Below are 20,574 nucleotides of genomic sequence, written 5' to 3'. Positions count from 1 at the left end.
GCGGCGCTCAGGTCACCGGCGCCGGATTGAACAGCGTCAAATCGTTGTGGATGCCCCAGCGATCCGACCAGGGTTGTGTGCGGCCGCTGGCGACGTCGAGGATCAGGCGGAACAGGTCCCAGCCGGTTTCCTCGATGGTCTTCTCGCCGGTTGCGATGCCTCCGGCATCGAAATCGATCAGGTCCTTCCAGCGTCGCGCGAGTTCGCTGCGGGTCGCGACCTTGATCACGGGCGCAGCCGCAAGGCCGTAGGGCGTGCCGCGGCCGGTGGTGAACACCTGCAGCGTCATGCCGGAGGCGAGCTGGAGCGTGCCGCAGATGAAGTCGGATGCCGGCGTCGCCGCAAACAGCATGCCCTTCTGCGTCGCCTTCTCGCCGGGCGAGAGCACGCCGGTGATCGCGGACGATCCGGACTTGACGATCGAGCCGAGCGATTTCTCGACGATGTTCGCCAAGCCGCCCTTCTTGTTGCCGGGCGTGGTGTTGGCGCTGCGGTCCGCGCCGCCGCGGGCGAGATAGGAATCGTACCAGGCCATCTCGCGGACCAAAGCGCGGCCGACGTCCTCGTTGATGGCGCGTCGGGTGAGCAGCTGGATCGCGTCGCGCACCTCGGTGACTTCCGAGAACATCACCGTGGCGCCGGCGCGCACCAGAAGGTCGGCGGCGAAGCCGACCGCGGGATTCGCGGTGACGCCGGAGAAGGCGTCGCTGCCACCGCATTGCAGGCCGATGACGAGATCGGCGGCCGGGCAGGTCTCACGAGTGCGCTCGTTGAGGATCTTCAGGCGGGCTTCGGCCTGGGTCATGATGGCGTCGACGATCGCGCCAAAACCGTCGAAGGCTTCGTCCTGCATCCGGACGATGGCATCGCTGACGCCTTCCGGCACCAGACGCTCGGGCGCCAACTTTTCACAGCCGAGGCTGATGACCAGGATCTCGCCCCCGAAATTCGGGTTCTGCGCGATGTTTTGCAGCGTGCGGATCGGAATCACGGCATCAGGCGCGTTGATGGCGACGCCACAGCCATAGGCATGCGTCAGCGGCACGACGTCGTCGACATTCGGGTATTTCGGCAGCAGCTCGGCGCGGATGCGCTTCACCGCATATTCCATCGTTCCCTTGACGCATTGCACCGAGGAGGAGATGCCGAGGATGTTCTTGGTGCCGACCGAGCCGTCGGAATTGCGAAAGCCTTCGAACGTGAAACCTTCCAGCGGCGGCAGCGGCGCGGGAACGGCGGTCGAGATTTCCAGCTTGTCGAGGGCAGGGGCCTCCGGCATGCGGATGCGCGCTTCGTCCACCCATTCGCCGGCCAGGATCGGCGCCAGCGCATGGCCGATCACTTCGCCGTAGCGGACGATCGGGGCGTCCTGCGGGATGTCGACCAGCGCCGTCTTGTGTCCCTGCGGCACGAAGGCGCGCAGCGTCAGCCCGCTGGCGAAGCGGGAGCCGGCAGGAAGCCCGAAATCATTGACCACGATCGCGACGTTGTCTCGATCGTTGAGCTTGATGTAGCGGGGCTGCTCTTTCGCTGCGACTGATTGGTCCATCTGCGCTTGCCTCCGAAGCCGTAGGGTGGGCAAAGGCGCAAGGCGCCGTGCCCACAATCTTCACACAGAACGTAAGGCGGTGGGCACGCTTCGCTTTGCCCGCCCTACGATATCTTGCCCGTGGTTAGCCGGGAAAGGTATAGGCGGTCTTCACTGTCGTGTAGAACTCGCGGGCATAGGAGCCCTGCTCGCGGGCACCGTAGCTCGAACCCTTCCGGCCACCGAACGGCACGTGATAATCGACGCCGGCGGTCGGCAGATTGACCATCACCATGCCGGACTCGCTGTTGCGCTTGTAGTGCGAGGCGTATTTCAGGCTGCTGGTGCAGATGCCGGAGGCAAGGCCGAACTCGGTGTCGTTGGAGATCGCGAGCGCCTCCTCGTAGTTCTTGGCGCGAATGACGGCGGCGACGGGGCCGAAGACCTCCTCGCGCGAAATGCGCATGTTGTTGTTGGCCTCGGTGAACAGCGCGGGCTGGAGGTAGTGGCCGGGCGTTTCGCGCTTGAGCAACTCGCCGCCCCAGGCGAGCTTGGCACCCTCGTCCTGGCCGATCTTGATATAGCGCAGGTCCTGGTCGAGTTGGCTCTGGTCGACCACCGGGCCGATATGCACGCCGGCCTTGAGCGCGTCGTCCACCGTCAGGCCTTTCAGGCGCTCGGTCACCGCCGCGACGAAGCGGTCATGGATGCCTTCAGTGACGATCAGGCGCGAGGACGCGGTGCAGCGCTGGCCGGTGGAGAAATAGGCGCCGTTGACGGCGACTTCGACCGCGGTCTTGAGATCGGCGTCGTCGAGCACCACCAGCGGGTTCTTGCCGCCCATCTCGAGCTGGAATTTCTTCATGTTGCTCGAGGTCACGCAGGCCTGCGCGATCTTGCGCCCCGTTTGCACCGAACCGGTGAAGGTGATCGCGGCGACGTCGGGATGCTCGATCAGGGTCTGGCCGACGACGGAGCCCGAGCCGACCACGAGGTTGAACACGCCGGCGGGAATGCCGGAACGGGTGATGATCTCGGACAGCGCATGCGCCGAGCCCGGCACCAGTTCGGCCGGCTTGAACACCACGGTGTTGCCATAGCAGAGCGCCGGGGCGATCTTCCAAGCGGGGATCGCGATCGGGAAATTCCAGGGCGTGATCATGCCGACGACGCCCATCGGCTCACGGGTCAGCTCGACGTCGATGCCGGGACGCACCGAGGCACCCTTTTCGCCGATCATGCGCAGCGCCTCGCCGGCGAAGAACGCAAAGATCTGGCCCGCGCGCGCGACCTCGCCGATGCCTTCGGGGAGGGTCTTGCCTTCCTCGCGGGCGAGCAGGCGGCCAAGCTCTTCCTTGCGGGCGATGATCTCGAGCGAAATCTTGTTCAGCGCGTCGTAGCGCGCCTGCGGCGTCGACTGCGCCCAGGCGGGAAAAGCGGCCTTGGCGGCTGCGATCGCCTTTTCGGTCTGCGCCTTGTCGGCCTTGGCGTATTCGCCGACGAGATCATTGGTGTTGGAGGGATTGATGTTCTTGGTGACGCCGGAGCCGTCGACCCATTCGCCGCCGATGAAGTTCTTCAGGATCGCAGTCATAGCTTCCTCCAGAGTTTTTAACGAACCAGGCAGGGACGCTTGTCGTCGAAGGTCCAGCCGGGGATCAGGTCCTGCATGGCAATAGCGTCATCGCGGGCGCCGAGTCCATGCAGCTTGTAGAAGTCATGCGCGGCATCGATGGCGGCCCTGTCGATTTCGATACCCAGGCCCGGCCTATCCGGCACGGCGATCTTGCCGGCCTTGATCTGGAGCGGCTCCTTCGTCAGGGCCTGGCCGTCCTGCCAGATCCAGTGCGTGTCGATCGCGGTGACCTTGCCGGGGGCGGCGGCGCCGACATGGGTGAACATGGCGAGCGAGATGTCGAAATGGTTGTTGGAGTGCGAACCCCAGGTCAAGCCGTTGTCGCGGCAAGTCTGGGCCACGCGCACCGAGCCTTGCATGGTCCAGAAATGGGGATCGGCCAGCGGAATGTCCACCGCGCCGAGGCGCAGCGCATGGGACAATTGCCGCCAATCGGTCGCGATCATGTTGGTCGCGGTCGGCAGGCCCGTTGCACGGCGGAACTCGGCCATGATCTCGCGGCCGGAGAAGCCGCCTTCGGCCCCGCAGGGGTCCTCGGCATAGGCGAGAATGCCGTGCATGTCCTTGCAGAGGCTGACAGCCTCGTCGAGCGACCATGCGCCGTTCGGATCCAGGGTCACCCGCGCATTCGGAAAGCGCTTGGCGATCGCGGTGACGGCCTCAATCTCCTGCTCGCCGCGCAACACGCCGCCCTTGAGCTTGAAATCGGCGAAGCCGTAGTGGTCGTGGGTAGCTTCCGCAAGCCGCACCACGGTTTCCGGCGTCATCGCCTGCTGATGGCGGAGGTTGAACCATTCGGGCTTGCCGCTCTCGCCGCCGACATAGTCGAGCTTGCTTTTGCTGATGTCGCCGACGAAGAAGAGATAGCCCAGTGTCTCGACGCTGTTGCGCTGCTGACCCTCGCCGAGCAGAGCTGCGACCGGCAGGTTGAGATGTTGACCGAGCAAATCGAGCAGCGCCGACTCCACGGCCGTAACGGCGTGGATCATGACGCGGAGATCGAAAGTCTGCTTGCCGCGGCCGCCGGCATCGCGATCGGCGAAGGCGGTCCTGACATCGGCAAGGATGTTGTTCATCGCGCCGACGGTCTTGCCGATCACGAGATCACGGGCGTCCTGCAGCGTCTGCCAGATCTTCTGCCCGCCGGGAACCTCGCCGACGCCGGTGTGACCGGCATTGTCGGTGAGGATGACGATGTTGCGAGTGAAGAACGGCGCATGCGCGCCGCTCAGATTGAGGAGCATGCTGTCACGGCCTGCGACCGGGATCACCTGCATCGCGGTGACGACCGGTGCGCCAGTGATCTCGCTCTTGGCCATCGCGGGCTCCTCCCTGTGTCGTCCGTTATTCTGCAGCCTGTTGTGACGATCGGATGGCGGGCAGATTCTTCACCAGCGCCGTGACTTCCGCGATCTCCTGCTCGGTGAGATCGGTCAGCGGCGGGCGGACCGGGCCGGAGTCGCGGCCGATCACCTTCATGCCGGCCTTGATGATCGAGACCGCATAGCCCTTCTTGCGGTTGCGGATCGCGATCAGCGGCAGGATGAAGTCCTTCAGCCCGGCGTGGATCGTCGCGTGGTCGCGCTTGCGAACGGCGGCGTAGAAGTTGGTGGCGAATTCCGGAACGAAGTTGAATACGGCCGAAGAGTAGGTGGTCACGCCCATGTCGAGATAGGGCAGCGCGAAGGTCTCCGCCGTCGGCAGGCCGCCGATATAGGTCAGGCGTTCGCCGAGCTTGGTGTAGACGCGGGTCATCAGCTCGATGTCGCCGATGCCGTCCTTGTAGCCGACGAGGTTGGGGCAGCGTTCGGCGAGGCGGGCGAGCGTATCGGGCTGGAGGATGGCGTTGTCGCGGTTGTAGACGATGACGCCGATCTTCACAGAGGCGCAGATCGCTTCCACGTGGGCGGCAAGGCCCTCCTGCTCGGCATGGGTGAGATAGGGCGGCAGCAGCAGCAGGCCGTCGGCGCCGGCCTTCTCAGCGCCGATCGCGATCTCGCGCGCGGTGGCGGTGCCGTAGCCGGTGCCGGCGAGGACGGGAACGCGGCCCTTGGTCTCGTCCACGGCGATCTTGACCACCTGCGGAACCTCGGCCGCCGTCAGCGAGAAGAACTCGCCGGTGCCGCCGGCGGCGAACAGGCCGGCGACGTCATAGCCGCAGAGCCAATCCATATTGGCGCGGTAGGTCGCCTCGTCGAATGAGTAATCCGCCTTGAACGGGGTGACGGGGAAAGACAGGAGGCCGGATCCGATCTTCTGGGCCATTTCCTGCGGGGTCATCTTGCTCATGGGCGCTGCTCCCTGGTCTCGTGTTGTGGAGGACGCAGAGGCTGCGCGTCCATGCGCCGTGGTTTAGGAGACCGTTCGATGCGGGTCCAAGCCAAAGCCTATATCGACCGATGCGAAATCAGCATCAATCTTCCATCACCTCCGCCGATGACAATTCGCTCGCGATTTTGACGAGCGCCGACAGCAGCGGATTCTCGTCGTCGCGGCGCCAGACCATGAACAGCTCGACCGGAACGCGGGTGCGCAGCTTCAGCGGCCGCAGGCGGACATCCGCGATCTTCAGGCTCGCTGCCGCCGCCGGCACGATGGCGAGGCCGAGGCCGGCGCGCACCATGGCGAGGATCGAGTGGATCTGGCTCAGGTGCTGGACATAGCGCGGCAGGATGTCGGCGCGGGTGAACAGCGCCACCAGCACGTCGTGAAAGTAGCGGCTCTCATAGGGCGAATACATCACGAAGGGCTGGTTGTCGAAATCCTTGATCGTGACGCTCTCGGCATTCGCCAGCGGATGCTTTTTCGGGATCGCGGCGAGCAGGGGCTCGGCGACGACGCGGCGGCTGGCGATTTCGGGGCGCGCGATCGGCGGCCTGAGCAGGCCGGCATCGATCTGGCCCGATGTCAGCGCCTCGAACTGGTCGCCCGACACCATCTCCTTCAGCGAGAAGTCCACCTCGGGCAGCTTGGCGCGGCAGGCGGCGACGAGCTCGGGGAGGAAGCCGTAGGCTGCGGCCGCGGTGAAGCCGATCTTCAGCGAGCCGGACTTGCCGAGCGCGATACGGCGGGCAACCTGCGAGGCGCTTTCCGCAAGCTTCAGGATGCGCCGCGCTTCCGGCAGGAAGCTGCGCCCGGCGGGCGTCAGGCGTACCGAGCGGCTGGTACGCTCCAGCAGCGGCGCATCGATGATGTGCTCGAGCACCTGGATCTGCCGGGACAGCGGCGGCTGGGTCATGTTCAGCCGCGCGGCCGCGCGGCCGAAATGCAATTCCTCCGCCACGGTGACGAAACAGCGGAGCTGGTTGAGGTCGAACATCGATACATGCCTTAGATGGATAAGGCGTTTCCCCGGCGCTTCTAGCATCGATTACTCCCAAAACAAAGACGGCGGCCGTGAAGCCGCCGTTAAGTTGCCTGGTCAAGCTCCCATGGGAGCCCTCAGGAGGAACGTTTGAGCACCACGCGCTCGATCTTGCCGACGACCACGAGATAGGCGAATGCGGCCACCAGCGCATTGGCGCCGACGAATATCAGCGCACCGTTGAACGAGCCGGTCGCGGCCAGGATGTAGCCGATCACGATCGGGGTGCTGATCGAGGACAGATTGCCGAAGGTGTTGAACAGGCCGCCCGAGACGCCGCCGGCTTCCTTCGGCGACGTGTCGGAGACGACAGCCCAGCCGAGCGCGCCGATGCCCTTGCCGAAGAAGGCGAGCGCCATGAAGCCGACCACCAGTGCCTGGCCGTCGACATAGTTGCAGGCGATGATCGACATCGACAGCAGCATGCCGCCGACGATCGGGATCTTGCGCGCCATCGTCAACGAGCCGGTCTTGCGCAGGATCGCGTCGGAAATGACACCGCCGAGCACGCCGCCGATGAAGCCGCACAGCGCCGGCAGCGTCGCGACGAAGCCGGCTTGCAGGATCGACAGGCCACGCTCCTTGACGAGGTAGACCGGGAACCAGGTCAGGAAGAAATAGGTCAGCGTGTTGATGCAGTACTGGCCGAGATAGACGCCGAGCATCATGCGGTTGGAAAGCAGCTGGCGGATGTGGTCCCATCCGGAGCCGGCCTCGGGCGCGCGCTCTTGCTTCAGATCGTCTTTGGGCGCGTCGAGATCGACCAGCGCGCCGCCGTCCTTGATGTAGTCGAATTCAGCCTCGTTGATGCCGGGGTGCTCTTTCGGCCCGTAGACGGTCTTGATCCAGACCAGGCCCATGATGATTCCGAGCGCGCCCATCACGAAGAACACGTAGCGCCAGCCGTAATCATGCGCGATCCAGCCCATCAGCGGCGCGAAGATCACGGTGGCGAAATACTGCCCGGAATTGAAGAACGCGGACGCGGTGCCGCGCTCGCTGCTCGGAAACCAGGCCGCGACGATGCGTGCGTTGGCGGGGAAAGACGGCGCTTCGGCGATACCGACGAGGAAGCGCAGGCCGAACAGCACGGTGATCGCGGTGCCGGCGCTGAAGAATCCGACCCAGCCCTGCAGCGTCGTGAACAGCGACCAGACGATGATGCTGAAGGCATAGACGAGGCGGGAGCCGTAGCGGTCGAGCAGCCAGCCGCCCGGCACCTGCGCGATCACGTAGGACCATCCGAACGCCGAGAAGATGTAGCCCATCGCCACGGGATCGAGGTGCAGCTCCTTGGAGAGCGCGGGACCCGCGATCGACAACGTGGCACGGTCGGCATAATTGACGGTCGTGACCAGGAACAACATGGTCACGATGAACAGCCTGACGCGAGACCTTCTCACGTCCGCTGCGGACATCACTGCGCTCATGACGCGCCTCCTTAGAACTCGAAACGTTTCCCCACCGCGACTCCTAGAGGTGCGCGCGGCAAGGTGTCCAAGTTCAAGGCAGTATCGATCGATGCCGCTTTTGGATTGATGGAACGGCAGGTGGGGGGAACGATCGTGAGAGAGTGCCGAGACGTGAGCCCAATCCCGTCATCGCGAGCGCAGAAGCAATCCAGAATCCCACCGCGGAAGGACTCTGGATTGCTTCGCTGCGCTCGCAATGACGGTGTGGTGAGAGCTCGTTCTAGCTTTACTGTTGCGCGCCCGGCAGCAGCGGTGCGAGCAGCCCGCGTGTCACCCCCGGCGGTGCCGCATCCAGCCCCAGCACGGCGCTTGCGGCCGGCAGCGCCGCATCCGCCATCGCGGCGTGGCCTTCGGCGCTCGGATGCACGGCGCCGCCATAGACGGCGGAGAGCACGCCCCAGGTCGCGTCGTGGATGTCGGTCGGCTGGCTCGCTGCCGGCAGGCCTTGCGGATAGGTCATCGCAGCGAAATAGCTGTCATTGGCGTCGCGGATCCAGCGTGCGCGCGGCAAATAGGCGCGGAATTCGGAGGCACCGCGGCCGCACAGCATCGGCTGGCTCGCCGCGCTCACGATGTCGGGATTGAAGCTCTGGCCGTTCTCGGCAAAGCAGGTGCGGTCGAATTCGGGATCGTTGCCCGAATGGGCGCAGAAGCCGTGATCGGCGAACGCCGCCTGATGCGAATCCACGAAGGTCATGCGGTCGGCTTCGGGATCGCGGCACAGCGCGCCGCGAGTGCAGGTGGCGAGCCCCTTTAGTTGCGGCAGGAATTCGGTGTCGACGAAGGTCGAGACTCGGGCGAGGCGCTGCGGATCGGCGTTGAAGGACGGATGAATGTCGAAGCCGGCGCGGCCGCCGCGGCAGGGCACGCCGCCATCGGCGAGCGCCGGGTTGGCGTAGGAGACGTAGACCACATGCGAGAGGTCGCCGCCGACCAGCGGCTTCAGCGCCTCGCGCAGCTTGACGAAATTCTGCGGCAGCTCGCGCGCCAGCGCATCGCGGGAATCATCGACGCTCGCCATCACGCCGGAGCGGCGGAATATCGCGCGCTCGGTTGCGGTCTCGACGATCACGTCGGCGACGAGGCCGGAGAAATAGACGTCGTTGGCGCCGACCGAGAGCAGCACGAGGTCGAGCGTGCGCTCGGGCTGGCGCTTCTTGGCGGCGGTCAGCGCCTCGCGCAGCTCGGCGACCTGCGCGTTCACGCTGATGTTGCAGACGCCGGTCTTGCCGGGCGGGCATTCGCGGGCGCGCTGCGAGCCGAGCAGCCCGTCGCTGATGCTGGCGCCGGTGCAGGCGAGCGGCAGAAAGGTCACCGCGACGTGGGTGTAGCGCACCGCAAGCGCCAGCGCGGTCCGGGCCTGGTAGCTGTAGAGCGAGCGGTGGCAGGGCGAGTTGAACCACAGCGCGCTGTAGCGCTGCCAGTTGGCAAGCGTATCGGGCGCTTCGCAGGCGCGGCCGCCCTTGAAGCCGGCGCGGCTCGGCCGGTAATACTGCGCGCCGGCGGTGCCCAGATAGGAGCGGAAGCAAAAACCTTCGTCCGACAGCGCCAGCGGCCGGTCCGGATTGCCTTCGCCGGAGGCGATGCTGTCACCGAGGCCAGCGACGAAGATGTCGCGGACCTCGATCTCGGTCTGGACCCGCTGGGTCGGATCGGAGCCGGAGGAGACGTCGACGCTCGCAACCGTCTGCTTGCCGTAGCGGACCCGCAGATTGACCGGTTCGGCGCAGTCGAAGGTGGATTGTTGCGGCCCGTCGCCGTCGTCGAACGACCAGGCGCAGGTGGCGCCGACCGGCACCGCCCCGGCCAGGCGCACGGTGACGGGATGATCGAGGGGGGTGAGGTAGTTTTCCTTCGTGTTGTCGCGGGTGCAGGGCTGGTTGACCCGGCCCTGGAGGTCGATGCAGAGCCGGTTGACCATGTTGCGGGCCCAGCCGCGGCCCTCGCTCTGGAGCTCCAGCGATTGCTCGGCGGCGAGGATGCTGCGGTTCCGCGCGTTCTCGACATGCAGCAGGAAGTCGCGCTCCTCACGGAACAGCCGGAAGCGGTTGCGCACCTCCCAGCTGATCTGCATGGCGCCCGCGTCCTGCGCGGCCGCCCGCTCCGGCGGCAATGCGGTGAGGAGCCCGGCGAGCAGCAGGGCACCGGCGAGGAAACGGCGAAGGAATACAGGGATCATGGCCCGCGTCTTCAACGGCAAAGTTGAGGCGGAAATAAGAGAGCTGCTCTCCGCCTGCAACGTTGGTCTGACGGTTTTGCCGGCCGTCGTCTAGCGGACTATCGTTGGAGCATGATCTTTTCGGAAAACCGCTTCGCACTTTTCCGGATCATGCTCAGCGTTTGCTCGCCTGCCGCAGCGACCGCTCGCGCTCCATCGCCGCCACCTGCTTGGGCAGGTTGGCCTGCGCGCAGGCCTCCGCCAGCCTTCGGCGCTCCTGCCAGGGCTCCACCACATTCATCCAGAGCTCGCGTGCGCCCATGATGGAGATGGCCAGACCGAACGGGATCACGAAATAGAGGATGCGGAAGACAAGGAGCGTGGCAAGAAGCTGCTCGCGGCCGAATTCGGGCAGCGCCACCAGCATGGCGGCGTCGAACACGCCGAGCGAGCCGGGGGCGTGGCTGGCGAAGCCGAGCAAAGTCGCCAAAATGAACACCACGGAGAGCGAGAGGAAGTCGATCTGCGGAGTGGCCGGCACCAGAAGGTACATCGCCAGCGCGCAGAATCCGAGATCGACGACACCGATCAGGATCTGCACCAGCGTCAGCGGCGCTGACGGCAGCACCACCTTCCAGCCCTTCTGGCCAAGCTCGCGGCGCTTCTCGCCCATGCACAGCCAGACCAGATAGGCGCCGATCGAGGCGAGGCCGCCGATCGCAATCAACCGGTTAATCGACGACGGCAGCTGATCCATGTAGGAGGCGGCATCCGGATGGATGGCCATGCCGATCGAGAGCACGAAGATGTTACCGAGCCAAAAGGTCAGGCCGGACAGGAAGCAGATTTTTGCGACGTCGATCGCGTTCAGCCCGTAATCCGAATAGATCCGGAAGCGGATCGCTCCCCCGGTGAAGACGGTGGCGCCGATATTGTGGCCGATCGAATACGATGTGAAGCTGGAGAGCGCTGCGATGCGATAGGGCACGTGCTTCTTACCGATCGTTCGCAGTGCAAAAAAGTCGTAGAAGGTCAGCGTACAGAACGCGAAGCATACGCAGATCGCTGCCAGTCCGATATTGCCGCGGGGGATCTCGGTCAACGCGGTCAGGATGACCCCGGTGTCGATGCCCTTGAGCGTCCGTACCAGCGTGGTGATCGCGAACGCAATGATAAAGACGCTCGCCGCAACGCCGAGTCGCCGCCAGCCGATCCATCTCTTGAAGCCGCGCTTCAGCGCGGTCAGCAGTCCGTGCATTCATCCTCCCGGCGGGGGGCAAGACCGACCAGGCCAGACATTGGCCGATCGGATGCGATCAGTGCCCGATGTGGGCTTGGATCGCTAGGCATGATGTAGCTCATTTAAGGCAAAAACAGTGACTTGTGCAGCCCTTGACAAGGATAGGTTCTGACTTGGACCGGCCACTTTGTCATACGCGGTTCACATCGGACGCGCGTTAAGCATATGAGTCGTGGGACCGGTCGCGTCCGTCCGTGACATGATTTCAGATCCTGCACGGCCGGCATTGTTCCAGCGCAAGGGATGCGGGCTTTTTTGGAACGACGATGCCGTGCGCTGGTTAATGCCGCATCAGCAATCGAACATGGCGGAATAACCGGCTTCTCCTGAAAGCCGGTGCCTCCGTGTTCCCACAACCCGAGAGGATCGGACCGATGGGATTGTTCACAAAAGACATCAAAACCATGAACGACCTGTTCGTGCATCAGCTCCAGGACATCTATTACGCCGAGCAGCAGCTCACCAAGGCTCTGCCGAAAATGGCGGATAAGGCGACCGATCCGCAGCTGAAGCAGGGCTTTTTGACGCACCTCGAAGAAACCAGGGAGCACGTCAAGCGCCTCGAGGAAGTGTTCAAGATGCACGGTGCGCAGGTGAAGGCGGTCGATTGCCCGGCGATCGACGGCATCATCGAGGAAGCCGACGAGACCGCCGGCGAAGTCGCCGACAAGGCGGTGCTCGACGCCGCGCTGATCAACGCGGCACAGGCGGCGGAGCATTACGAGATCGTCCGCTACGGCAGCCTGATCGCCTGGGCCAAGCAACTCGGCCGCAACGACTGCGCCAGCGTGCTCGCCAAGACGCTCGAGGAGGAGAAGGCCACCGACAAGAAGCTGACCACGATCGCCGAGAGCAAGGTGAATCTGCGCGCTGCGAGCTGAGGGCCAAGCGTAGCCAGGGTAGAGCGTCGCGCGGCCATCCGCACGACGCTCTAACATGACACATCCGTCACGCATCCATCATTCGATCGTTGTCGTAACATGGCGGCGAGCGGGAAGCGTATCGTTCGCATGGGGCTGCAACCGAGATGGCAGCATGCGAGTAAGCACCGCCAGATACGAAGCCTTCGGAGCCGCCGCGCCGCCTGCCGGCTCGCGCCTTGCGACATCCCTCACCCTTGCCGCGATGAGCCTTGGTTATGGCGTGGTGCAGCTTGACGTCACCATCGTCAACACCGCGCTCGACGCGATGGGCAGGACGCTCGGCGGCGGCGTCGCCGAGCTGCAATGGGTGGTCAGCGCCTACACCATTGCCTTTGCCGCCTTCATCCTGACGGCCGGCGCGCTCGGCGACCGCATTGGCGCCAAGCGCGTCTTCATGGCGGGCTTCGCCATCTTCACCGCGGCATCGCTCGCCTGTGCGTTGTCGCCCAATGCGGGCGTGCTGATTGGGGCGCGGCTGGTCCAGGGCCTGGCAGCGGCGATTCTGGTGCCGAATTCTCTTGCCCTGCTCAATCATGCCTATCCGGACGACCGCGAGCGCGGCCGCGCCGTTGCGATCTGGGCCGCCGGTGCGAGCCTCGCGCTCACCGCGGGCCCCTTCGTCGGCGGCGCGCTGATCACGCTGGTCGGCTGGCGCGCGATCTTCCTGGTCAATCTGCCGGTCGGGCTCGTTGGCCTGTGGTTGAGCTGGCGTTACGCCAGCGAAACCACGCGGGCGCGCTCGCGCGAGATCGATCTGCCCGGTCAGCTTACCGCGATCGGCGCGCTGGGAGCACTCGCCGGCGCGATCATCGAAGGCGGCGCGCTTGGCTGGGACCCAGCCGTGGTCGCGGCCTTCGTCGCAGCTGCAATTCTCGCCGTGCTCTTCGTCTGGCGCGAGAGCCGTGCGGCGCAGCCGATGTTGCCGCTGTCGCTGTTCGGCCACCGGCTGTTCGCGCTAACCTCGCTCGTCGGCCTGCTCGTCAACATCGCGATCTACGGCCTGATCTTCGTGCTCAGCCTGTATTTCCAGAGGATCAACGGGCTGTCGGCATGGTGGACCGGTCTCGCCTTCGTGCCGATGATGGCGGTGGTGCTGCCGGTCAATCTGCTGGCGCCGCGCCTCGCCGAGCGTATCGGCCCGTGCCCGACCATCGTCGTCGGTGCCTGCGTCTCGGCGCTCGGTTGCGTCGGCCTGCTCTGGATCGAAGCCGGCACGAGCTATTGGGCGATCTTTGCGCAGATGATCGCGATCAGCAGCGGACTTGGGCTGCTGGTGCCGCCGCTGACCTCGACCTTGCTGGGCAGCGTCGAGAAGGCACGCTCCGGCATCGCGGCGGGCGTCCTGAACGCGACGCGGCAGACAGGCAGCGTGCTCGGCGTTGCGCTGTTCGGTTCGCTGGTGGCCTCGGAGGGGTCGTTTATGACTGGCCTGCACCTGTCGCTGGTCGTGTCGGCGGCCGTGCTGCTGCTCGCCGCCGCCGTGATCGGCCTCGCCGCGCCTTCGCGCGGATGAACAATCCGAGCGATTGAACACAGATTCCGTTCACCATCCCCGAAACAGGCACGTAGCCGGTTACCGACTGTCCATCTCTGTCGGTTCATGTGTGGATCGATAGGGGCCCGCAATGCATCAAGTTCTCTACTGTCTCACCGAGGAGCACGACTGGCGGCTCGTCGCGCTTGGCGGCGCGGTGTGCCTGCTCGCAAGCGCGGCGGCGATCAGCCTGTTTCACCGGGCGCGCGCGACGCACGGCTCCGGGCGCCTGGTCTGGATCGCCCTGGATGCCGCCGTCAGCGGATGCGGCATCTGGGCGACGCATTTCATTGCGATGCTCGCCTACGGGCCGGGCGGTGCCGGCGCCTACAACATCCCGGTGACGATCCTTTCCCTGATCTTCGCGATCTCCTTAACCTTCGTGGGCTTGAGTCTTGCGGCATCCTCCGTGCGCGCGCCGTGGATCGTGCTCGGCGGCGCCATCGTCGGCGCCGCGGTCGCGACGATGCATTATACCGGAATGGCGGCGCTGGAGATGCCGGCACGGGTCGACTGGATCCGGAGCACGGTTGCCGCCTCGGTGCTGTTCGGAATTGTTTTCGCGGCGCTCGCGCTGTTCGTCGCTGCGCGGCGCGACGACCTCTTCCACGCGCTGACCGCGAGCACACTGCTGACGGTCGCCATCGTCGCACATCATTTCACCGCAATGGGCGCTGTCGTTCTGACGCCGGATCCGACGCTCGCGATCAGCGGGTTATCGATCCCGCCGGCCTCGTTGTCCTTTCTTACCGCGGGTGCCGCAGTTGCGATCATCGCGATTGCGCTGGTGGCCGCGCTGCTCGATCGCCGCGCCAAGGGCGAACTGGGCCGCCAGCAGGTCGTGCTGGATACCGCGCTCGAGAATATGTCGCAGGGACTGTGCATGTTCGATGCGGACGGCAAGATCATCCTGTTCAACGAGCGTTATGCTGCGATGCTTGGCCGCACCGACATCCTGCTCACCGGCCGACTGCTGGTCGACGTGCTGCGGGAGGAGCAGGCGAAGGGTCAGTGGCAGGGCGATGCCGGCGAATTCTTCGCCCGCCTCGTCGCCGACGCGCGCGAGAGCCGCACCACGACCGACGTCGTGACCAGGTTCGGCCGCTCCATCCGGGTTGTGAACCAGCCGATGCATGGTGGCGGCTGGGTCGCGACCTTCGAGGACATCACCGAATGGCTGGAGGCCCAGGCCAAGATCTCGCACATGGCCCGCCATGACGCGCTGACCAGCCTGCCGAACCGCGTGCTGTTCCACGAGCAGCTCGTGCAGGGACTGCGCCGGACCGGATCGGGCGACCAGCTCGCGGTGCTTTGTCTCGATCTCGACCACTTCAAGGACATCAACGACTCGCTCGGCCACCCCATCGGCGATGCGCTGCTCAAGGAGGTCGGGCGCAGGCTGAAGGCCACCGTCGGCGAGAGCGACACCGTGGCGCGGCTCGGTGGCGACGAGTTCGCCGTGGTCCAGATCGGACGTTCCGAGGAAACCGCGGCACGATCCCTTGCCGGCCGCCTGGTCGAGGTGATCTCGGCGCCTTACGAGATCGACGACCATCAGATCATCATCGGTGTCTCTATCGGCATCTCGCTGTCGCCGCAGGACGGCGACAATCCCGATGAACTGCTGAAGAACGCCGACCTCGCACTGTACCGCGCCAAGGCGGACGGCCGCGGCACCTATCGCTTCTTCGAGACCGGCATGGATGCTCGCGCACAAGCACGGCGTCTGCTGGAGATGGACATGCGCGCGGCGCTGCAACGTGACGAGTTCCAGCCGTACTACCAGCCGATCCGCGACGTCGCCAGCGGTCGCGTCGTCGCGTTCGAGGCGCTGCTGCGCTGGAATCATCCGCAGCGCGGCCTGATCGCGCCCCTCAGCTTCATTCCATTGGCCGAGGAGACCGGGCTCATCATCCAGCTCGGCGATTTCGTGCTACGCTCCGCCTGCACCGACGCCGCCACCTGGCCTGACGATGTCGACGTCGCGGTCAACCTGTCGCCCGTGCAGTTCAGGAACCCAAATCTGATCGCATCCGTGACCGAGGCGTTGGCGTTGTCGGGCCTCGACGCGCGCCGCCTCGAACTCGAGATCACCGAATCCGTGCTGCTGCAGAACAGCGAGGCGACGCTGACCACCCTGCACGAGCTGCGCGCAATGGGCGTGCGCATCTCGCTCGACGATTTCGGCACCGGCTATTCGTCGCTAAGTTATCTGCGCAGCTTCCCGTTCGACAAGATCAAGATCGACCGCTCCTTCGTGTCGGAGCTGGCGACGCGCGAGGATTCGATGGCGATCATCCGGGCCGTGACCGGCCTCGGGCGCAGCCTCGGCATCGTCACCACGGCAGAGGGGGTCGAGAACGACGGGCAACTCGAGCTGCTTCGGCGCGAAGGCTGCACCCAGGCGCAGGGCTATCTGTTCAGCAAGCCGCGGCCCGCTTCCGATGTCGCGATCATGCTGGACCGACCGCCGTTGCGCGCGACCGCCTGAGGTTAGCCGCGGCGCAGTGCGAAATGCGCGCCGCAGAACGCCATCACGGCGCCGAGGCCCAGGGCGGCAATCCCGGCCAGCACGCCCGAGACCGTCGGGACCGGGCTCGGCGCCGAGGCCACCTGGCCCGCACCCGCAAGCAGCAGCACGCCGACCGCGATCAGGAACTGCCGCATCCGTTGCGGGATCTGGCCCGAGACGGCGCTCTGCATCAATGTTGCCGTGAAATAGCCGCCGGAGAAGCCGACGGAGGCGATCAGCCACCAGGCAATCGCCGCGCCCGCCGGTATGAACTCGTGCGTGTCCGAGTGCCAGAGGCCGCCGAGGTCGAGGCCGTAACGCGCGCCCAGCATGTGCACGGCGAGCGCGAGCAGCACGCCGGAGATCACGGCGGCGCCGAGAATCAGGCGCCGCGGAAAAAAAATCGTCTCAGCCATGTCTCGCTTGTAGGATGGGGCAGGGCGCTCACGCAAGCGGATCGCAGACTGGATCGCCCGGATCGGATTGTTTGTGAAGATGCAGGATTCGGGAGCTCAAGCGGCCGCGGGCGCGAGCTATGCCTACAAGGCGTCGCTGATCGGCTCGGCGCATCGCTTCGAGCTGACGGAGGAGGGGCTGTCATGGCACATCGGCGGCCGTTCGGGCCTGTGGCGTTACGACGAGATCGGTGCAATCCGGCTGTCGTTCCGCCCCGTCTCGATGCAGCAGCGCCGCTTTCGCGCCGATGTCAGCCATACTGGCGGCGGCCGCATCGCGATCCTGTCGACGAGCTGGCAGACCGCGGCCTTGATGGCGCCGCAGGACAATGGCTTTCGCAATTTCATCGTCGCGCTGCACGCGCGCATGGCGCAGGCCGGCAGCCGCGCCGAGTTGATCGCGGGCCTTGGCCGCAGGACCTACGCGACAATGCTGGCTTTTCTTGCGGTACTTGCGGTGGCGATGACGGGGCTCCTGGTCCGCGCGCTCGCGATCGGCGAATTCGCCGGCGCGCTGTTCATCATCGGTTTTGCCGCGCTGTTCGCCTGGCAGATCGGCGGCTTCGTCCGGCGTAACCAGCCGCGGAGCTACAGCTTCGATCGCCTGCCGGGAGCGTTGCTGCCCTAGCTGCAATGGGCGGCAACCAAATGTGACTTCGCGCCCCTGCGTCGGTGTCGCATCTTGCGGTTATGTCAGCCATGGATCGCAGCACGCGTAGGCCTTCGGCAGATGAGATCGCCGAGATCAACCGTACGCATCTGATCGACACGCCGCTGCGGCCGGCCGACCTGCTGTTCATGTTCGGCACCCGCGAGGACGTCAGCTTGCGCGCCGATACTGCCGCGAGGCTGTGGCGCGAGGGCTTGTTCCGCTGGTCGATTGTCAGCGGCGGCGTGACGCCGGGCTCGGAGCAATCCGAGTGCACCATCATCAAGGCGGCGATGGTCGCGGCGGGCATTCCGGCCGACCGAATTATCGAGGAACATCATGCCCAAAACACCGGCGAGAACGTGATCCTCTCGCTGCCGATCATTGACGCGGCGCTCGGGCTGCACAATGTTCGCAATGTGATCTGCCTCGGCAACACCTGGACCGCGCGGCGTTATCCGATGACGCTGCACCGGCACTGGCCGGAGGTCGAGAAGATGCTGCTCACGGTCGACAGCTTTGCGACGCCGCGCGCGCTCTGGCACACCGATCCCGAATTTTGCCGCCGCATGCTGCACGAATGGGACAAGATCGAGCCCTACAAGGCAAAGGGCTTCATCGCGGAATGGCCGGAGGCCTGAGCGGGGGAAACGGCATCAGATTCTTGTTTGACGCGTTTTCTTGACGCGAACCGGTATCCACTTCGCTCGAAAACGCTTTAGCTACTCCGTCGAGTCGAAATCCTCTTCCTTGGTGCCGAGCAGCGACACGAGCGTGCGCAGGCCGGAATCGAGCTGCTCGAACGAAGGCGGGGCGAGTGCGAGCCGCACTGCGTTCGGTGCGTGGCCATGGGCGATCGCGAAGGTCGAGGACGGTGTCAGCGCGATGCCGCGCCGGGCTGCCGCGGCGACGAAGGTCTGCGAGCGCCAGTGTGCCGGTAGCATGAGCCAGAGGTGATAGGAGCGCGGGTCGGCGGAGAGCTGGTAGCCGGCGAGCAGCCTTGCCGCAGTCTGCTGGCGGCGCGCGGCATCGATGCGTTTCAGCCGCGTCAGCTCGGCGACGGTGCCGTCGGCCATCAGCCGCTGTCCGGATGCCAGCGCATGGCCGGACGCGATCCAGCCGCCGGTGCGCACCGCGCTCATCACGCCCTCGCGCAATCCCGGCGGCGCGACCAGGATGCCGAGCGCGAGGCCCGGCGCAACCTTCTTGGACAGGCTGTCGATCACGATGCAGCGGTCGGGGCCGAGCGCGGCCAGCGGCGTGTCGTCGGCCAGGAAGCCGTAGACGGCATCCTCGATGATGGTGAGATCGAGCTTCTCGGCGACGCGCATGATGTCGGCGCGCCGCGTCGCGTTCATGGTGACGCCGAGCGGGTTCTGGATGATGGGCTGGAGATACAGCGCCGACAGATGCGCCTCGCGATGCGCCTTCTGGATGGCGTCTGGGCGCGCGCCAAATTCGTCGATCGGTATCGGGACCAGCGTCACGCCGAGCCGCGCGGCGATGCTCTTGACGTAAGGATAGGTCAGCGCCTCGACGCCGCAGCGGCCGCCGGTGGGAACGAGGGCCGCGAGGGCTGCCGCGAGCGACTGCTTGCCGTTGGCGGTGAAGATGATCTGCTCGGCCTGCGGCGCGAAATCTTTGCGCGCGAGATAGGCGGCGGCTGCATTGCGCGCGCTCTTGGTGCCGGTGCTGGTGGAGACGCGCAGTGCGGATTCGAGCGCGTCAACGCGCTCGAGCCCTGCAAGGCTCTTGGCGATCATCGCCCATTGCTGCGGCAATAACGGATAATTGACCTCGAAATCGATCCGCGCGTCGCGCGGCTCGCTCAGCGCCTCGACCTCGCGCCTGATGGCGCCGGAGATGAAGGTGCCGCGGCCGACCTCGCCGACGACGAGGCCGCGGCGGAGCAACTCCGTATAAACCCGGCTCGCGGTCGAGACCGCGATGCCACGGTCATAGGCAAAATTGCGCTGCGGCGGCAGCCGATCGCCCGGCCTTAACGTGCCGTTAGAGATATCGAGAGCAATGGCATCGGCAAGCTTCACGTATTCGAACTTGGACATTATTGCACCGAGAGCAATGTTTTACTTGCTCCGAGTAGTGTACTGGAGCATTTAAGTTCCATCAAGCTTCACGATTGAGCCGAGGAGAGCGAGAGCAATCCGACGGCAAATGAGGTGCAGGCGCTCGGGCGCTTGCGCCAACGGCATCCGCATCGCCGCGTGGACAACAGGCCGGAGAAGGACAATGACCACGATCTCGCAGACCGCCGGGCGGAGTTTACGCTCATCCTCGTCGGACGGATTTTTCCGCAAGCTGGCCAACGGCGCCTATGCGCTGTTCGACCACCTGGAGCGCCGCTCCGCCGTCAAGACGCTGAACGACCTCGATGACCGGGCCTTGCGCGACATCGGGATCACGCGCAGCCAGATCGAGGACGCGGTCTACGGTCAGGCCAAAGCAGAGCTGACGCGGTATCTGTAAGTGCTTCGCTCTTGTCCCGGACGCGCTGCGTCCGGGGCACCAGACTGAGTTTTCAGGCACACCTGTTTCGACATCGTCATTGCGAGCGCAGCGAAGCAAATCCAGAATCCCTCCGCGGAAAGACTCTGGATTGCTTCGCTGCGCTCGCAATGACGGCGTTTGTGGGTAGCACTGTCGCTCCTTCAGCTTGCGCTTTTATCGTAGACGCACCTTCGCATCCTCGCGGCTTGTTTCGCCCGAGCTTTGCTTCATCGCCTTGCCCCCAAATGAAAGAGGGCGCAGGGAAGACCGAGCGCCGGCTGGCACCCGCGGTCCACTGTGCGAGGTTGCAGTAAGAAAATCTGCACAGCGGCATACAGGTGAAGCCAAAACGTCCGGCCTTCCCTGCGCAGCGGTTTGACGGCTTATGTCGTGATCTCCCCGGGGAGCGATGCACTATTGCCCCCGTCGCCTCATGGATCGCTGATGCTGCGTGCCCGGTCGGGCCGCCACATCACCACAAGACTTGACGCACAGACCCCGGCGTCAGGACGACACGGTTTTGCCGTACGCTGAT

General features: G+C 65.3%; 16 protein-coding genes. 6 read left to right on the top strand and 10 right to left on the bottom strand.

Features of this window, described 5'->3' with window-relative positions:
- Positions 1–7: 7 nt before the first annotated feature.
- From garD to AC0L3S_RS29125, 8 genes are all read right to left on the bottom strand, one after another.
- Complete coding sequence (gene garD / locus AC0L3S_RS29160) at positions 8–1,549, bottom strand: galactarate dehydratase (protein ID WP_473259359.1); 1,542 nt, start codon at positions 1,547–1,549, stop codon at positions 8–10.
- 124 nt (positions 1,550–1,673) lie between these two features.
- On the bottom strand, positions 1,674–3,122 hold the full coding sequence (locus AC0L3S_RS29155; RefSeq protein ID WP_027518958.1) for an aldehyde dehydrogenase family protein: 1,449 nt from the start codon (positions 3,120–3,122) through the stop codon (positions 1,674–1,676).
- Between the two features lie 17 nt (positions 3,123–3,139).
- Positions 3,140–4,483 (bottom strand): glucarate dehydratase, encoded by a 1,344-nt coding sequence (gene gudD / locus AC0L3S_RS29150; RefSeq protein WP_473283006.1) that lies wholly within the window; start codon positions 4,481–4,483, stop codon positions 3,140–3,142.
- Between the two features lie 25 nt (positions 4,484–4,508).
- Positions 4,509–5,453 carry a 5-dehydro-4-deoxyglucarate dehydratase gene (kdgD, locus tag AC0L3S_RS29145; protein WP_473283004.1) on the bottom strand — a complete coding sequence of 315 codons (945 nt, stop codon included), beginning with the start codon at positions 5,451–5,453 and terminating at the stop codon, positions 4,509–4,511.
- A gap of 124 nt (positions 5,454–5,577) precedes the next feature.
- Entirely contained in the window at positions 5,578–6,483 is a 906-nt protein-coding gene (locus tag AC0L3S_RS29140; RefSeq protein ID WP_007602059.1) for a LysR family transcriptional regulator, read from the bottom strand.
- 122 nt (positions 6,484–6,605) lie between these two features.
- Entirely contained in the window at positions 6,606–7,958 is a 1,353-nt protein-coding gene (locus AC0L3S_RS29135) for an MFS transporter (RefSeq protein WP_473259350.1), read from the bottom strand.
- 268 nt (positions 7,959–8,226) lie between these two features.
- A complete protein-coding gene (locus AC0L3S_RS29130; RefSeq protein WP_473259348.1) occupies positions 8,227–10,179 on the bottom strand; it encodes an SGNH/GDSL hydrolase family protein in 1,953 nt (650 codons plus the stop codon).
- 154 nt (positions 10,180–10,333) lie between these two features.
- Complete coding sequence (locus tag AC0L3S_RS29125) at positions 10,334–11,416, bottom strand: lysylphosphatidylglycerol synthase transmembrane domain-containing protein (RefSeq protein WP_018457547.1); 1,083 nt, start codon at positions 11,414–11,416, stop codon at positions 10,334–10,336.
- A 416-nt stretch (positions 11,417–11,832) separates the two neighbouring features.
- Between AC0L3S_RS29125 and AC0L3S_RS29120 the strand changes: the two genes are divergently transcribed.
- The 3 genes from AC0L3S_RS29120 (at position 11,833) to AC0L3S_RS29110 (ending at position 16,406) form a co-directional block, all read left to right on the top strand.
- A complete protein-coding gene (locus AC0L3S_RS29120) occupies positions 11,833–12,339 on the top strand; it encodes a YciE/YciF ferroxidase family protein (protein WP_007612365.1) in 507 nt (168 codons plus the stop codon).
- Between the two features lie 154 nt (positions 12,340–12,493).
- On the top strand, positions 12,494–13,894 hold the full coding sequence (locus AC0L3S_RS29115) for an MFS transporter (protein ID WP_473283002.1): 1,401 nt from the start codon (positions 12,494–12,496) through the stop codon (positions 13,892–13,894).
- A 112-nt stretch (positions 13,895–14,006) separates the two neighbouring features.
- Positions 14,007–16,406 carry a bifunctional diguanylate cyclase/phosphodiesterase gene (locus AC0L3S_RS29110; protein WP_473283000.1) on the top strand — a complete coding sequence of 800 codons (2,400 nt, stop codon included), beginning with the start codon at positions 14,007–14,009 and terminating at the stop codon, positions 16,404–16,406.
- Positions 16,407–16,408: 2 nt separating this feature from the next.
- On the opposite strand, the gene AC0L3S_RS29105 is transcribed toward AC0L3S_RS29110, so the two are convergent.
- Positions 16,409–16,843 carry a hypothetical protein gene (locus AC0L3S_RS29105; protein ID WP_027566871.1) on the bottom strand — a complete coding sequence of 145 codons (435 nt, stop codon included), beginning with the start codon at positions 16,841–16,843 and terminating at the stop codon, positions 16,409–16,411.
- Positions 16,844–16,922: 79 nt separating this feature from the next.
- On the opposite strand from AC0L3S_RS29105, the gene AC0L3S_RS29100 reads away from it, so the two are divergent.
- Both AC0L3S_RS29100 and AC0L3S_RS29095 read left to right on the top strand, forming a co-directional pair.
- The gene (locus AC0L3S_RS29100) at positions 16,923–17,510 is read left to right on the top strand and encodes a hypothetical protein (RefSeq protein ID WP_473283051.1); all 588 of its coding nucleotides are present in this window, start codon (positions 16,923–16,925) and stop codon (positions 17,508–17,510) included.
- 62 nt (positions 17,511–17,572) lie between these two features.
- Positions 17,573–18,172: a YdcF family protein gene (locus tag AC0L3S_RS29095; RefSeq protein ID WP_473259339.1), complete on the top strand. Its 600-nt coding sequence runs from the start codon at positions 17,573–17,575 to the stop codon at positions 18,170–18,172.
- 81 nt (positions 18,173–18,253) lie between these two features.
- Here the strand turns inward: AC0L3S_RS29095 and AC0L3S_RS29090 are convergent, their stop codons facing one another.
- Positions 18,254–19,597 carry an aminotransferase-like domain-containing protein gene (locus tag AC0L3S_RS29090; protein WP_473282997.1) on the bottom strand — a complete coding sequence of 448 codons (1,344 nt, stop codon included), beginning with the start codon at positions 19,595–19,597 and terminating at the stop codon, positions 18,254–18,256.
- A 184-nt stretch (positions 19,598–19,781) separates the two neighbouring features.
- Between AC0L3S_RS29090 and AC0L3S_RS29085 the strand changes: the two genes are divergently transcribed.
- Positions 19,782–20,018 carry a DUF1127 domain-containing protein gene (locus AC0L3S_RS29085; RefSeq protein ID WP_473259335.1) on the top strand — a complete coding sequence of 79 codons (237 nt, stop codon included), beginning with the start codon at positions 19,782–19,784 and terminating at the stop codon, positions 20,016–20,018.
- The last annotated feature ends 556 nt before the right edge of the window (positions 20,019–20,574 follow it).

This window comes from Bradyrhizobium sp. Ken01, assembly GCF_055807355.1.
This window is presented reverse-complemented; position numbering and strand designations above follow the sequence as displayed.